The sequence below is a fragment of the Paenibacillus sp. R14(2021) genome (genome assembly GCF_019431355.1).
In the GTDB taxonomy this organism is placed as follows: Bacteria; Bacillota; Bacilli; order Paenibacillales; family Paenibacillaceae; genus Paenibacillus_Z.
In genome coordinates, this window is the sequence record NZ_CP080269.1 from 259699 (window position 1) to 272619 (window position 12921).

Genomic DNA, 12921 nt, shown 5'->3' on the forward strand with positions numbered 1-12921 from the left:
CTTTGGGGGCAGGCGAACACGAGTTTTTACCCGGTAAAAACTTGGAGGAGGGAAAAAATGAGCGGTAAGAAGGATCTGTCCAAGGATGTTCTGAGCGCTGTCAATAAAAAGACCGGCAAGATCGTGACCGAGAATGCGGTCAAGAAGCTTGCAAGCGGCGTGACTGCAGATACGATGCAGGATGAGGATGAGCTGCGCAAGCTGATCCAATCCGTATCGGCTATGGCGAAAGTACCGGTGTCGGAGAAAACGATCAACGACATCGTAGGCGCCGTCAAGAAGAGCGGCATGAATATGGGCAACATGGAAATGCTGATGAAGCTGATGCTTAAGAAGTAATAGCAGGACTTCCGCATGAAGCGAACGGCATTGCAGCAGCAAGCGCCTCGCTTTGCCGGAAGTCTTTTTCTTGTCACCCTTATATTCGAAGCGCTGTAAAAGTAGCCCTTTCATCCGACCTAATGGTATAATAGAACGAATAATGGGTGTACAAGGTGGTAATGATCAGAATGGATCCGATGATGAAAATGTGGGTGTCTTTCGTAGGCATCGGTTTGATGGCGCTGGCAGCGGTCATGATAACGCTGGCGAGATTTAAGACGAAGGGCTTTCTGCGGATTGCTTTGTCGTCGACGGCGTTTTTGTTTCTGGTGGTCGGCGGTTTACTCGGACTTATCTCCATCACTTAAGCACAAGCAGCTTCATACACAATCAGTGGTGTAGAAAGGACGTTAATCGATGCTGGAATTGAAAAGCCGTACAAGGAGCATTACCGTTGAAGCCGAAGAAGGTTTTACGCTGCTCGATGCAGCAATTAAGCACAATTTGGACTGGGCGTTCTCCTGCACGCGCGGAACTTGTGCCAGATGCCGCTGCCTGATTGAAGAAGGGGCGGAATTTCTGGAAGAGGTGACCGACGAGGAATGGGATCGTTTGGAACCGCAAGAGCTGGAAGAAGGGTACCGATTGGGCTGCCAAGCTGTCATCAAATCCGGTTCAGGCTCCATAAAAGCTGTCAACCGGCCGTATTTTTGATGAGTGGACTGGAGTCCATGCGGGAACATGAGCAGCTCCTGCGCGCACTTGAAATCGTTGCAGGCGCGGCGGCTCCAACCGCCGCACCATGGCTGATCGGCGGCAGTACAGGGCTGCTGCTGCGGGGGATGGCGCTGCCAAGGCCTCCCCGAGACCTTGATCTTTATGCGGATGACGCGGACGCAGCGTCGATTCATGACGCACTGCGGGCGTATGCCGTTGATGAGCAGCAGGTAAACGTGAGTCCGATTTATCGTTCGGTGCTCAGCCATTACGATATTCACGGTGTACAAGTTGAGCTTGTCGGCGGTTTCGTTGTCGCTTCAGGCAGCGACCGTTACGCCGTTGAGGTAAGGGAAATGCTGAATCCTATGAGGCTTCAGCTGACAATAGGCGCACATCCCGTCGGTCTTGTACCGCTGGCACACGAGTTGTGGTTCAATGTGCTTCGGGCCAGATTTGACAGGGTTGAACTGATCGGCAGCTTCATGCGGGAGGACCTTGCAGCGCATAGGGCAGCGTTGCAGCTTATCGCGGCAAGGAATAATCTGTCCGAAGCGATTCGGAAACAAGTTGAACCGTTCATACAGATGTAAGTGATGAACGATGGAAGCGAGGGGATTTCGGGTGAATGTGGAAATCACGTTCCTTCCTTCCGGGCGCAGCGCAGTGGTTCGTGCCGGAACGACCGTCCTGGATGCCGCGAGGCGGGCTGGCGTGCCGATACGAACACGATGTGATGGTAAAGCAGCATGTCTCATGTGCAAGGTGACGATGCCTCACAGTTCCTCGGGGCTGTCTCCGCTAAATGACAATGAGCGCCGCAAGCTGGCGGGACTTGACCGTTCAGGGACAAGACTCGCTTGTCAAGCAAGAGTGTTTGGCCGCGCCGTCGTTGAGGTTCCGGAAGATCCGCTGCGTGCAGCTGTCAGAAGACAGATGATGCGCCAAGCGGAAGACGATGAATTATGGTAGGCTGGTCGTTCCGCTGACGCGGAACTGCTCGCCAATGCAACCTAGGAGGATAATCGTATCATGAAAGGCTTTAGAAGCGCGGCGGCAGCCATCGTACTCATAATGATGACTGCCCTGTTATCCGGCTGTTTGTATCCGAAGGATCAGCTGGGTCAATACCAGAAACCGCCGAAGGACGCGATACTAAACGTACAAACGGTCGTCGATCAATTTCAGAAGGACACAGGCCTGCTTCCGATTCAGAACAGCGACGAGAAAACACCTGTTTACGAGAAATTCAAGGTGGACTTCGATAAGCTGCAGCGAATGAATTATATATCTACGATTCCGGATACCGCCTACGAGAAAGGCGGCAGCTACTATTATCTCGTCATCAACGAAGAGAAGGACCCTACCGTCAAGCTGATGAATCTCGTTCTCTATCAGAAAATAAACGATTTGGAAGCTTCCGTGATGGCTTACGCTGATGCCAATGGCGGCAAGCTCCCTGCCGGGCAGAAGCTGTATCCGTCTTTCACGGCCATCGATTACGATGCACTCAATGTGAAGGAGCCCGTGCTGCACAGCATCTTCTCGGGCAGCTTGCTGTCCGCCATGATGGATCCCTCCGGCCATGTTTACATCGATTACGGAGCGGACATCATGCAGCAGCTATCCAAGCTGAATGAGGGCAAGAAGCCTGCGTCTGATACGGATCTGCGCATGATCCTGGTCGATAATTCCGACTTTGTTCCCGTCAAATCCCCCCTATATAAGCTTGTAAATGGGGATCCGCAGGCTGTTTTAAACTAATGGATTCCAAGCAAAATAGTTAAGCTCTTGCCGCCGGGCGGCAGGAGTTTTTTTGTTGTTCAGGCATAGGAGGTGCCGATCTTTCATATATCTCAATCTTGAAGGCCGGAGGCTCTGAGGCTCTTGGAAATCGAAAGATTTCATTGCTCCAGTCGTCATAAACTGGAGGAAACTGCAATAAGCTATTACTAGTCCAAAATCATGTACGAGTTGCGTCGCGCAAGCGGCGAACCCTGACGACGAACAACGAGAGGAAGCAGTAACGGTACGTCCATGTACAGGCGAAATACGATTGGGAGGGGATATTCAGTGGAGAAAGTTGACATTTTCAAGGACATTGCCGAACGAACCGGCGGGGATATTTACCTCGGTGTCGTTGGTGCGGTCCGCACAGGCAAATCAACCTTCATCAAGCGGTTCATGGAGACGGTTGTGCTGCCCAACATCACGAATGACGCCGATCGGGTTAGAGCTATCGACGAGCTGCCGCAGAGCGCAGCAGGCAAAACGATTATGACGACCGAACCAAAATTTGTGCCGAATCAAGCCGTGCAGCTGCGAGTGGCCGAGGGACTTGACGTGAACATCAGGCTCGTCGATTGTGTCGGGTACGCCGTTGTTGGCGCGAAAGGCTACGAAGACGAGAACGGCCCGCGCATGATCACAACACCTTGGTTCGAAGAGCCGATTCCGTTCCAGGAAGCTGCCGAGATCGGCACGCGTAAAGTCATTCAAGAGCATTCCACGCTGGGCGTCGTCGTGACGACGGACGGTACGATTGCCGAAATCCCCCGCAGCTCCTACGTAGAAGCCGAAGAACGCGTCGTGAACGAGCTGAAGGAAGTCGGCAAGCCGTTTGTCCTGATTGTCAACTCCACGCGTCCGAAGAGCGACGAGGCGCTTCAACTGCGCAGCGAGCTGCAAGCGAAATACGATATTCCGGTTATCACGCTCAGCGTCGCATCGATGGGCGAGGAAGAAGTAATGTCCGTTCTGCGCGAGGTGCTCTACGAGTTCCCTGTGCATGAAGTGAACGTGAATCTACCAAGCTGGGTCATGGTGCTGAACGACAATCACTGGCTGCGCAGCAACTACGAAAATTCCGTGCGCGATACGGTTAAGGACATTCGCCGTCTGCGCGACGTCGACCGCGTTGTGTCGCAGTTCATGGAATACGAGTTCATTGCAAGGGCCGGTCTCAGCGGCATGAACATGGGGCAGGGCGTCGCGGAAATCGATCTGTATGCGCCTGACGAACTCTATGATCAAATCTTGATGGAAGTCGTCGGCGTTGAGATTCGCGGGAAAGACCATCTGCTCCAATTGATGCAGGACTTCGCCCATGCAAAACGGGAATATGATCGATTCGCGGAAGCGCTGGAGATGGTCAAGACGACCGGTTACGGAATCGCGGCTCCTTCGCTTGCAGAGATGGCGCTCGACGAGCCGGAGCTGATCCGTCAAGGCTCGAGGTTCGGCGTCCGACTGAAGGCGACAGCTCCTTCGATCCATATGATCCGCGTCGACGTGGAGTCCGAATTTGCGCCGATCATCGGCACGGAGAAGCAAAGCGAAGAGCTCGTCCGCTATCTCATGCAGGATTTCGAGAACGATCCCATCAAGATCTGGGAATCGGACATTTTCGGACGCTCGCTCCATTCCATCGTGAGGGAAGGCATACAAGGCAAAATCGCCATGATGCCGGATAATGCGCGCTACAAGCTGCAGGAAACACTTGGAAGAATCATCAACGAAGGCTCCGGCGGCCTCATTGCCATAATCCTCTAAAGCAGGAAGAGACACGTACACGGCGTGTCTCTTTTTGCGTCCATAATGCAATAATTCGCGTAAAAACAGCGATTCTACCGCGAAAAACGAGCTTAGCCTCTTGAAATCGCATAGCCAACTGTATTACTATAAATCTGTTCTGGGTTCAGTATGCAGGAATTGCACATAACGGAATTTCTTTGCACTGATGCCTGCAGGTATAAATTCTCGGGTTTCGGTAAAACAGAATGATAATGATGTGCTTTTGAGCTGCCGTCAGGGGAGGTGAAAGAAATGAACAAAACGGAACTGATTGCGAAAGTAGCCGAATTGACTGACCTTTCCAAGAAAGATGCTTCCAAAGCGGTTGATGCCGTATTTGATGCCATCTCCGACTCGCTGCAAGGCGGGGATAAAGTACAATTGGTAGGCTTCGGAAACTTCGAGGTGAAAAGCCGCGAAGCGCGTAAAGGCCGCAACCCGCAAACGGGTGAAGAGATCGACATTCCAGCGAGCAAAATCCCGTCTTTCAAAGCGGGTAAATCTCTTAAAGATCTAGTCTCCAAATAAGAAGCGGCTTTGCCGTTTGATGACGTCCGGGTGCAATTTGCGCCCGGGCGTTTTTCATTTATAGGGCCGCCCGTTTCTATTGACAAGTACAGGTAATTCCAGTAGACTGTTGTTTGCAGTTCTTGGGTTTGCAGCCATACGAACGTCGGGTGTTAGCTCAGCTTGGTAGAGCGCTACCTTGGGGTGGTAGAGGTCGCCAGTTCAAATCCGGTACACCCGACCAGCATTGACATGGAACACCAGCAGCTGCTATCTCGAGAAAGCGATCGAGGGCAGTTTTTTAAACTATCGGCAAGAATTAAGCTTAATGAAACGATGGATGAACGCGATCATAATCCCCTGAGGAGGACAGAGCCTATGACGGACTTGAATGGCGAATATATTGTGGTGAAAGCGAAAGCACAGGGCGTACAGGTGATTGGCCTGACTCGCGGGCAGGATACGAAATTTCATCACACGGAGAAGCTCGACAAGGGCGAAGTGCTCATCTGCCAGTTCACGGACCATACATCTGCTATAAAAATTCGCGGCAAAGCTACGGTAATAACCAAGTACGGCACCGTCGATACAGAAGATGAACGTTAGAAAAAAGCAGGCATAGCCTGCTTTTTTAATTTGTACACTAAGAGAAAGCGGATATTCGATATGCGGAAGGCGGATGCTTCATGTCGCATTGGAAGGGACTTCTCTTAGCTTGTTCGGCCACACTGATGATTACGCTGGCGATAACTGTGTTACCGAATACAGAGCACCGCATGATGCAAATGAAAAGCGATGTGTCGGTATTCCATCCCGTGCCGCTCAAACGCCTCAGCACGTCAGTAGTCGTGGATTCCATGCTGAGCCTGGGCCTTGACCTAAAGGTGAAGAAAGTGGCTTGGAACGGGTCTATACTGACCGTCGATTTATCGAATGAGGAATATGGGAATGATGTTGGTATATGGATGGGCGATTTACAGCAGCTGCTCGAGCTTGCTTTCCAGCGTACGGACAATGTGAGCCGAGTGCTTGTGCGCTTCGTTACGCCTTTGCAGCCGGAAGCAGACGATGTCCGGAGCGAAGTGCGGCTGCTCGCCGCCGTTGACGTTAGACGAAGCGACGCGTGGTTGTCCACAGAACTGTCAAACTTAAGCGCCGCAAAGCCGTTTCAGGATGAAATCTGGCGGAAGCGCCTGCGTTTGTCCGTGTCTCAGTTGTAGCGAAACCAGAAACATAGTGATATAATTGTTTAGATTATAATGCAGCCATCTTTCGCTGTACTGTCCGGAGGCTAGGCCAATGAAACCTTATAAGATTCCCGAAATCGCGAAAAAGTACGTTGAATACGATATGATTCAAGCCCATACAGAGCTGCCGGATTTCCCCGAAACGAGAATCAGGCTGCTCTTCACATTTTTGGCCAATCAGCGTACGCCGATGCTGCACAGCGAGCTGTACTCGCTCGTCGTCTCTCTCGTGCAGATGGGTATGGATACCCATGATGAGATTGATTCGGCATCAGGCCGGCTAGCCGAGAAAGAAATGCGTTCGCGCCAGCTGAAGGTGCTTGCGGGCGATTACTTCAGCAGCAGGTTCTATCAACTTCTCGCTCAGGCTGGTCAAGTGGACATGATCCGCCGAATCAGCGACGGCGTATGCGAAGTAAATAAGCTCAAGGTTAATCTGTACATGAAAATGAAGCAGCTCAAGCTGACAGCCGAGGAGTACTTGAACCAGTGCGTCCAGCTGAAGATCGAGCTTTTTACTGCGTTTACGGCTATCTTGGATGAGAAGATGTCAGGGATCTGGGCGGAGCTGCTGCAAGGTTTCGGACGCTGCGAGGTCGTGTTGGACGAGCTGATGCGCAGCGAGAAGCCGGAACGGTTCAGCGACAGCTGGGCCTACTGGCATGTGCTCCAGGTCGGAACTGAAGAAGAGAAACGCAGATTGTCCGAACAGCTGCATGAGCCTTCGTTCATCGCTTCATTGATTTCTACGTATGACGTTCGCGGTCAGCTGGCTGACAAACTGAGACAATCCGTAGCGCATATGCAGGGCATTGTTTCGAAGTTGGAGTCCGACAAGCTGATGCGCGAGCTGCAACAGATCGGAGAGACGTTCTTGCGTCCTCTCCTGCCGGCGGCTTCCGCCCTCAACGAGAGAAGGTAGGGTGACTTAAATTGCAATCCAATTCAAAAGAACAACATGTACATGCCGTATTTGAGAGCATCGCGCCCAAATACGATTTAATGAATGATTTGCTCAGCTTCCGCAGGCATAAAGCTTGGCGTGCGTTCACGATGCGCAAGATGGGCGTGAAGCAGGGAGAAACCGCAATCGATCTGTGCTGCGGCACATGTGATTGGACAATAGCGCTGGCTCGCGCGAGCGGCAGCGGCGACATGGTGGGCCTCGACTTCAGCCAGAACATGCTGGACGTCGGCAAGCAGAAAGTAGTTCGCGAAGGACTGGATAAGCAAATTTCGCTCATCCAAGGCAATGCGATGGAACTGCCTTTCGAGGATAACCGATTTGATTTCGCGACAATCGGCTTCGGTCTTCGGAATGTACCGGATTTGGAGCAGGTGCTCCGCGAAATGAAGCGCGTCGTCAAGCCCGGCGGACATGTCGTGTGCTTGGAATTGTCCAAGCCGGTATGGCAGCCGTTTAAATCCATTTATTATTTCTATTTCGAACATATTTTGCCGGCATTAGGCAAGCTGTTCGCTAAGCGGTACGAGCAGTACAAGTGGCTTCCGGAATCGCTGAAGGCGTTCCCGGACTCCAATCAGCTGGCGGATAAATTCCGTGAGATCGGCCTCCGCAACGTTCATGCCTATCCGCTGACAGGCGGCATCGCGGCTTTACACATGGGGACGAAGGGAACGGACAACGCATGATTCGCAAAACACGCATTATTTTGGAAATGATCAAAGTAGAACATACGATATTCGCGCTGCCATTCGCGTTCATGGGAGCCCTTCTCGGAGCGGTAGCGCTGGAGAAGCGGCTGCCAAGCTGGGCGGAAATCGGCTGGATTATTCTCGCCATGGTCGGCGCGCGCAGTGCAGCGATGGGGCTGAACCGCGTCATCGACCGCGTCATTGATGCCAAGAACCCGCGTACCGCGAAACGGGCGATTCCGGCAGGATTACTGCGTGCAGGCGAAGTCAGCTTGTTCATTGCGGTGTCCTTTGTCGTGTTGTTTATCGCAGCCTCCCAGCTTGACCCGATCTGTATCAAATTGATGCCGATCGCGGTATTCTTCTTGGTTCTGTATTCCTACACCAAGCGCTTCACCTGGCTTTGCCACGTGGTGCTCGGCTTGACGATCGGGCTTGCGCCGCTTGGCGGCTGGGTCGCGGTCACTGGACACTTCGGGACGGCAGCGTGGGTGTTGTATTGCTCAGTCGTTTGCTGGCTCGCCGGTTTTGATATTATTTATGCTTGTCAGGATTTCGAATTTGACCGCAAGGAAGGCGTTTATTCCATTCCATCGCGGTTTGGTGTTAACGGCGGGTTGCAAATCGCGCGTGCTTTCCATGCTTTGACCGCTGTTGGATTTATTTCCTTATATTGGTTAACGGACTTAAGCTGGCTGTACTTAATCGGCGCAATCGCATCAATTGCTATACTTTGCTACGAGCATTTGATCGTTAGAGCCGACGATATGAGCCGCGTACAGACCGCTTTCTTCACTATGAACGGCACGCTCAGCATTATATTGTTTGCCTTCACGCTGCTTGATTTGGCGGTGTTGCATCAATGGTAATTGAAGCGAGCATCAAGCCTGCGTCCCGCAAACGATGGGTGGTCGGCATTACAGGCGCGAGCGGGTCCATCTACGGCATCCGATTGATCAGCTGGTTGATAGACAACGGCGTTGACGTTCACGCCGTTATTACGGAAGCAGGCTGGCGCGTGCTTAAGGAAGAGCTCGGCTGGGAAACGACGAAGCGACAAGCGGTGATCGCAGCCGCTTTCCCGGACGCACTTGAGAACGGGACGCTTGTACTTCATCCTAATGCGGATATCGGCGCTTCGATCGCGAGCGGCTCATTCCGGGTTGAAGGCATGATCATTATGCCTTGCTCCATGGGGACGCTGGCCTCCGTCGCGCACGGCATTTCGGATGATTTGATGACGAGAGCCGCGGATGTTATGCTGAAGGAAGGCCGCAAGCTGCTGATCGTACCGCGGGAAACGCCGCTGCATGCGATTCATTTGGAGAATATGCTTACGCTGGCCAAGCTTGGCGTCAAAATCATTCCGGCGATGCCGGCTTTCTACTACGGTCCGCAAAGCATTGATGATATGGTTGATTTCTTAGTCGGGAAAGTGCTTGATCAGCTTCCGCTGGATCATGATTTGTACAGAAGATGGGGAGATGAACAGCATGGGGTTAAATCGCCCGATCACCGTCGGTCGCATTGACTATGCGAACGTTTGGCCTATTTTTCATTACGCGGAAGAACAGCTTCCGCCGGAACGTTTTCATATCGATAAACGGGTGCCGGCTGCACTGAACAGAGCACTTAAGCAGGGAGAAATCGACATTACGTCGATGTCATCCTTCGCCTATGCGGCGAATGCCGAGGATTACTTGGTTTTCCCCGATTTGTCCGTCAGCGCGAAGGGGCGCGTCAATTCCATTCTGCTCTTCCTGAAGAAGCCGCTTGAAGAAGTGCTGATGGGGCGGATCGCCTTGACGGCAACGTCGGCAACCTCGGTGGTCTTGCTCAAAATCCTAATGAAACTTTACTACAAAGCGGAACCGTCCTACGTGACGATGGAGCCTTCGCTTGATGAGATGCTTGAGGAAGCGGACGCAGCGCTGCTGATTGGCGATTCGGCGATTCATGCTTCTTGGGCCAATAAGGAGCGGGGTCTTACCGTTATCGACTTGGGCGAGCTTTGGCGCAACTGGACAGGTTATGGCATGACATTCGCGCTAGTGGCCGTTCGCAAGGAGATAGCGCAAGCGGATCCTAGAGCGGTGTCAGAGGTCTTGCATGCCATGACGACGAGCAAGGAACGAAGCTTGCGGAACTTGGAACCGCTGGTGGCCAAAGCCTGCGCTCAGTTAGGCGGCGAGGCTTCGTATTGGACTCGATATTTTAACGAGCTGCACTATAATTTCGGATCGGACGAGCAGGCGGGACTTATGTTGTATTTCGATTATGCGCATCAGCTGGGCCTGCTGCCGCATGAAGTACAGCTGCAATTTTTTGCAGACCATGCTGCCCTTAAGGTGAACGAATGAAACTACTTGATATTTACGCCAAAATGAAAAGCGACTTGGATGCGATCGAGGGTCAGCTTGCGCGCAGCGTGACTTCGGATCATGCACTCTTAAGTGATGCGTCCACGCATCTGCTCAAAGCAGGCGGTAAGCGGATACGTCCTGTTTTTGTGCTGCTTGCCGGAAAGTTCGGCACCTATGAGCTCAGTGTGCTTGAGAGAGTCGCCGTCCCGCTTGAGCTAATTCATATGGCTTCGCTCGTTCATGACGATGTCATTGACAATGCAGAGACCCGGCGCGGTCAGCTGACCGTCAAGTCGAAGTGGGACAACCGTATTGCGATGTATACAGGAGATTACATATACGGCAAAGCGCTGGCGCTCGTGACGGAGCTGGAAAATCCGCAAATCCACCAAATTTTGTCCAAAGCGATGGTGGAGATGTGCATCGGCGAAATGGAACAGATTCGGGATTTCTTCAACACGGAGCAGTCTGTCCGCAACTATTTGCTGCGCATTCGGCGCAAGACCGCGCTTTTAATCGCCATCAGCTGTCAGCTTGGCGCCATTGCATCAGGTGCAGACCGCAGAACGGCTAACCTGTTGTACCGATTCGGCTACAATGTCGGCATGGCGTTCCAAATCCGCGACGACTTGCTAGATCTGCTCGGCACCGAGAAGCAGATCGGCAAACCGCCTGGTTCCGACATTAAACAAGGCAATATTACGCTGCCTGTACTGCTCGCGCTTCAGGAGCCGAAGATCGCCGGGGAGCTTCTTGTCGAAATAAATAATATTCATACATCTAACGGTGCAGGGGAAACCAAAAAGGCGTTGAACATTATACGTAAGAGCGCTGGCATCGGTATCGCGGAAGAGATGGCTACCAGGTACATCAACAAAGCGATTGACGCGCTGAGCGGCTTGCCGAGCATTTCGGCGAAAAAGAATTTAACGGATATTGCGCATTTCATTGCGAAACGAAACTACTAAACGAGCCTAGGAGGGAAATTCAGATGGAAAGAACATTTCTAATGGTCAAGCCAGATGGTGTACAGCGGGGCTTAATCGGGGAAATCGTGTCGCGCTTCGAGCGTAAGGGGTTAAAGCTTATTGCCGCTAAGTTTATGCAAATCACGCCGGAAATAGCGGAACGCCACTATGCAGAGCACATCGGAAAGCCCTTTTATCCGCCGCTTGTAGACTTTGTGACTTCAGGACCGGTATTTGCGATGGTATGGCAGGGGGATAACGTCATCGCCCTCACGCGCGCAATGATCGGCAAGACGAATGCAGTGGAGGCGGCACCGGGAACGATACGTTCCGATTACGCCGTACATACCAATTTCAATCTGATTCACGGTTCGGATTCGCTGGAAAGCGCGAATAGGGAGATCGGTATTTTCTTTGCCCCTCACGAATTGCTTCAGTATACACAAACGATGGGGCAATGGATTTAACCTTTATTTTGTGACCATGTGTCTGTTGCAGCGGGGGGAATCATAGTGGAAGACAAAGATTTTTCGCTCTTTATTGAACGGATTAAGGCAAAAACCGCAATTGATCTCTCGCAGTACAAAGAAGCCCAAATGAAGCGCCGCCTCATTACGCTCAGACAAAAATACGGATACGACTCATTTGCTGCGTATTATAAGGACCTGGATCAAGATAAGAAGCTGCTGAACGAGTTTCTTGATCGGATGACAATAAACGTGTCCGAATTCTGGCGTAATCCGAGCCGTTGGGAAGCGATGGAGAAGAAGTTTCTGCCGGAGTTGTTCAAGTCCGGCGGCCGTGCCAAGATCTGGAGTGCTGCTTGTTCAACGGGCGAAGAGCCGTATACACTCTCCATGCTGATCCACGAGATGGGCATGCAGGACAGAACCTCCATTCTTGCAACTGACCTTGATAACCTTGTACTCCAAAAAGCGATGCAGGGGATTTATCAGGATCGCTCGATTCGGGATGTTCCAAGCCATTATTTATCCAAATATTTCATGAAACAGAACAATGACGAATTGGCCGTTGCCAGTCAACTGAAGAAAATCATTACGTTCAAGCAGCAAAACCTGCTGCATGACACCTTTGACAGCGGATTTGATATCATCGTCTGCCGCAACGTGATGATCTACTTTACCGAGGAAGCGAAGCATCTGCTGTATCATAAATTTTCCCAGGCGCTGAAGCCGGGAGGGATGCTGTTTGTCGGGAGCACGGAACAGATTTTCTCTCCGGCCCAATACGACTTCGAGTCGGCCGATACGTTCTTCTACCGCCGTAAGATTTAACCGGCATGTATAGGGATTTCCAACTTCTCCAATACTAAGCGTATCCGAACGTAAAGTATTGGAGGTGCGGCATGGACAAACGTAAAGTGATTGCGGCGTACAGGCGCGGTTTTATTAATGTGCAGGAATGCGCCCAAATTCTTGGCATTGACACGAGTCAAATGCATGGACTTATGAGTGATCCCAATTTGAATGCGGACCCTCAGTTTAAGCGGGGGAAGCAATCCGCAAACGGATAACGTACGCACAAAAGCTGTTTGCAGCGCCAAATGGG

Annotated in this window: 19 protein-coding genes and 1 tRNA gene; all 20 read left to right on the plus strand. The window is 51.9% G+C overall.

Annotation, left to right across the window (positions count from 1 at the left end; all coding sequences use genetic code 11):
• Positions 1-57 precede the first annotated feature (57 nt).
• Positions 58-339, plus strand: a complete 282-nt coding sequence (locus KXU80_RS01335; protein ID WP_219836520.1) for a stage VI sporulation protein F — start codon at positions 58-60, stop codon at positions 337-339.
• A gap of 170 nt (positions 340-509) precedes the next feature.
• Positions 510-689, plus strand: a complete 180-nt coding sequence (locus tag KXU80_RS01340; protein ID WP_219836521.1) for a DUF2768 family protein — start codon at positions 510-512, stop codon at positions 687-689.
• A gap of 49 nt (positions 690-738) precedes the next feature.
• Positions 739-1035, plus strand: a complete 297-nt coding sequence (locus KXU80_RS01345) for a 2Fe-2S iron-sulfur cluster-binding protein (RefSeq protein ID WP_219836522.1) — start codon at positions 739-741, stop codon at positions 1033-1035.
• A 17-nt stretch (positions 1036-1052) separates the two neighbouring features.
• On the plus strand, positions 1053-1631 hold the full coding sequence (locus tag KXU80_RS01350; RefSeq protein ID WP_219836523.1) for a nucleotidyltransferase domain-containing protein: 579 nt from the start codon (positions 1053-1055) through the stop codon (positions 1629-1631).
• 31 nt (positions 1632-1662) lie between these two features.
• Positions 1663-2010 carry a 2Fe-2S iron-sulfur cluster-binding protein gene (locus KXU80_RS01355; RefSeq protein ID WP_219836524.1) on the plus strand — a complete coding sequence of 116 codons (348 nt, stop codon included), beginning with the start codon at positions 1663-1665 and terminating at the stop codon, positions 2008-2010.
• A 60-nt stretch (positions 2011-2070) separates the two neighbouring features.
• Positions 2071-2802 (plus strand): YphF family lipoprotein, encoded by a 732-nt coding sequence (locus KXU80_RS01360; RefSeq protein WP_219836525.1) that lies wholly within the window; start codon positions 2071-2073, stop codon positions 2800-2802.
• Positions 2803-3111: 309 nt separating this feature from the next.
• Positions 3112-4590 carry a stage IV sporulation protein A gene (gene spoIVA / locus KXU80_RS01365; protein WP_219836526.1) on the plus strand — a complete coding sequence of 493 codons (1479 nt, stop codon included), beginning with the start codon at positions 3112-3114 and terminating at the stop codon, positions 4588-4590.
• A gap of 273 nt (positions 4591-4863) precedes the next feature.
• A complete protein-coding gene (locus KXU80_RS01370) occupies positions 4864-5139 on the plus strand; it encodes an HU family DNA-binding protein (RefSeq protein WP_090976740.1) in 276 nt (91 codons plus the stop codon).
• 146 nt (positions 5140-5285) lie between these two features.
• Positions 5286-5362 (plus strand) — tRNA-Pro (locus KXU80_RS01375).
• Between the two features lie 134 nt (positions 5363-5496).
• Positions 5497-5724, plus strand: a complete 228-nt coding sequence (gene mtrB / locus KXU80_RS01380; protein ID WP_219836527.1) for a trp RNA-binding attenuation protein MtrB — start codon at positions 5497-5499, stop codon at positions 5722-5724.
• Between the two features lie 80 nt (positions 5725-5804).
• The gene (locus KXU80_RS01385) at positions 5805-6338 is read left to right on the plus strand and encodes a hypothetical protein (RefSeq protein WP_219836528.1); all 534 of its coding nucleotides are present in this window, start codon (positions 5805-5807) and stop codon (positions 6336-6338) included.
• 79 nt (positions 6339-6417) lie between these two features.
• On the plus strand, positions 6418-7287 hold the full coding sequence (locus KXU80_RS01390; RefSeq protein ID WP_219836529.1) for a heptaprenyl diphosphate synthase component 1: 870 nt from the start codon (positions 6418-6420) through the stop codon (positions 7285-7287).
• Between the two features lie 11 nt (positions 7288-7298).
• On the plus strand, positions 7299-8018 hold the full coding sequence (locus KXU80_RS01395) for a demethylmenaquinone methyltransferase (RefSeq protein ID WP_219836530.1): 720 nt from the start codon (positions 7299-7301) through the stop codon (positions 8016-8018).
• On the plus strand, positions 8015-8890 hold the full coding sequence (locus KXU80_RS01400; RefSeq protein WP_219836531.1) for a UbiA-like polyprenyltransferase: 876 nt from the start codon (positions 8015-8017) through the stop codon (positions 8888-8890). The genes KXU80_RS01395 and KXU80_RS01400 overlap by 4 nt, the downstream gene beginning before the upstream one ends.
• Positions 8884-9552, plus strand: a complete 669-nt coding sequence (locus KXU80_RS01405) for a UbiX family flavin prenyltransferase (RefSeq protein ID WP_219836532.1) — start codon at positions 8884-8886, stop codon at positions 9550-9552. Before KXU80_RS01400 ends, KXU80_RS01405 begins: the two co-directional genes overlap by 7 nt.
• Positions 9515-10381: a menaquinone biosynthetic enzyme MqnA/MqnD family protein gene (locus KXU80_RS01410; protein WP_219836534.1), complete on the plus strand. Its 867-nt coding sequence runs from the start codon at positions 9515-9517 to the stop codon at positions 10379-10381. Before KXU80_RS01405 ends, KXU80_RS01410 begins: the two co-directional genes overlap by 38 nt.
• Positions 10378-11352 (plus strand): heptaprenyl diphosphate synthase component II, encoded by a 975-nt coding sequence (gene hepT / locus KXU80_RS01415; protein WP_219836535.1) that lies wholly within the window; start codon positions 10378-10380, stop codon positions 11350-11352. The genes KXU80_RS01410 and hepT overlap by 4 nt, the downstream gene beginning before the upstream one ends.
• Before the next feature lie 23 nt (positions 11353-11375).
• Positions 11376-11819 (plus strand): nucleoside-diphosphate kinase, encoded by a 444-nt coding sequence (gene ndk, locus KXU80_RS01420; RefSeq protein ID WP_219836536.1) that lies wholly within the window; start codon positions 11376-11378, stop codon positions 11817-11819.
• A gap of 45 nt (positions 11820-11864) precedes the next feature.
• A complete protein-coding gene (locus KXU80_RS01425; protein ID WP_219836537.1) occupies positions 11865-12647 on the plus strand; it encodes a CheR family methyltransferase in 783 nt (260 codons plus the stop codon).
• A 71-nt stretch (positions 12648-12718) separates the two neighbouring features.
• Positions 12719-12886: a hypothetical protein gene (locus tag KXU80_RS01430; protein ID WP_219836538.1), complete on the plus strand. Its 168-nt coding sequence runs from the start codon at positions 12719-12721 to the stop codon at positions 12884-12886.
• Positions 12887-12921 lie beyond the last annotated feature (35 nt).

Excerpts from the sequence above, each read along its gene's own strand:
- KXU80_RS01335 (WP_219836520.1), top strand. The coding sequence starts at position 58 with ATGAGCGGTAAGAAGGATCTGTCCAAGGATGTTCTGAGCGCTGTCAAT.
- KXU80_RS01340 (WP_219836521.1), top strand. The coding sequence starts at position 510 with ATGGATCCGATGATGAAAATGTGGGTGTCTTTCGTAGGCATCGGTTTG.
- KXU80_RS01345 (WP_219836522.1), top strand. The coding sequence starts at position 739 with ATGCTGGAATTGAAAAGCCGTACAAGGAGCATTACCGTTGAAGCCGAA.
- KXU80_RS01350 (WP_219836523.1), top strand. The coding sequence starts at position 1,053 with ATGCGGGAACATGAGCAGCTCCTGCGCGCACTTGAAATCGTTGCAGGC.
- KXU80_RS01360 (WP_219836525.1), top strand. The coding sequence starts at position 2,071 with ATGAAAGGCTTTAGAAGCGCGGCGGCAGCCATCGTACTCATAATGATG.
- KXU80_RS01370 (WP_090976740.1), top strand. The coding sequence starts at position 4,864 with ATGAACAAAACGGAACTGATTGCGAAAGTAGCCGAATTGACTGACCTT.
- mtrB (WP_219836527.1), top strand. The coding sequence starts at position 5,497 with ATGACGGACTTGAATGGCGAATATATTGTGGTGAAAGCGAAAGCACAG.
- KXU80_RS01385 (WP_219836528.1), top strand. The coding sequence starts at position 5,805 with ATGTCGCATTGGAAGGGACTTCTCTTAGCTTGTTCGGCCACACTGATG.
- KXU80_RS01390 (WP_219836529.1), top strand. The coding sequence starts at position 6,418 with ATGAAACCTTATAAGATTCCCGAAATCGCGAAAAAGTACGTTGAATAC.
- KXU80_RS01400 (WP_219836531.1), top strand. The coding sequence starts at position 8,015 with ATGATTCGCAAAACACGCATTATTTTGGAAATGATCAAAGTAGAACAT.
- KXU80_RS01405 (WP_219836532.1), top strand. The coding sequence starts at position 8,884 with ATGGTAATTGAAGCGAGCATCAAGCCTGCGTCCCGCAAACGATGGGTG.
- KXU80_RS01410 (WP_219836534.1), top strand. The coding sequence starts at position 9,515 with ATGGGGTTAAATCGCCCGATCACCGTCGGTCGCATTGACTATGCGAAC.
- hepT (WP_219836535.1), top strand. The coding sequence starts at position 10,378 with ATGAAACTACTTGATATTTACGCCAAAATGAAAAGCGACTTGGATGCG.
- ndk (WP_219836536.1), top strand. The coding sequence starts at position 11,376 with ATGGAAAGAACATTTCTAATGGTCAAGCCAGATGGTGTACAGCGGGGC.
- KXU80_RS01430 (WP_219836538.1), top strand. The coding sequence starts at position 12,719 with ATGGACAAACGTAAAGTGATTGCGGCGTACAGGCGCGGTTTTATTAAT.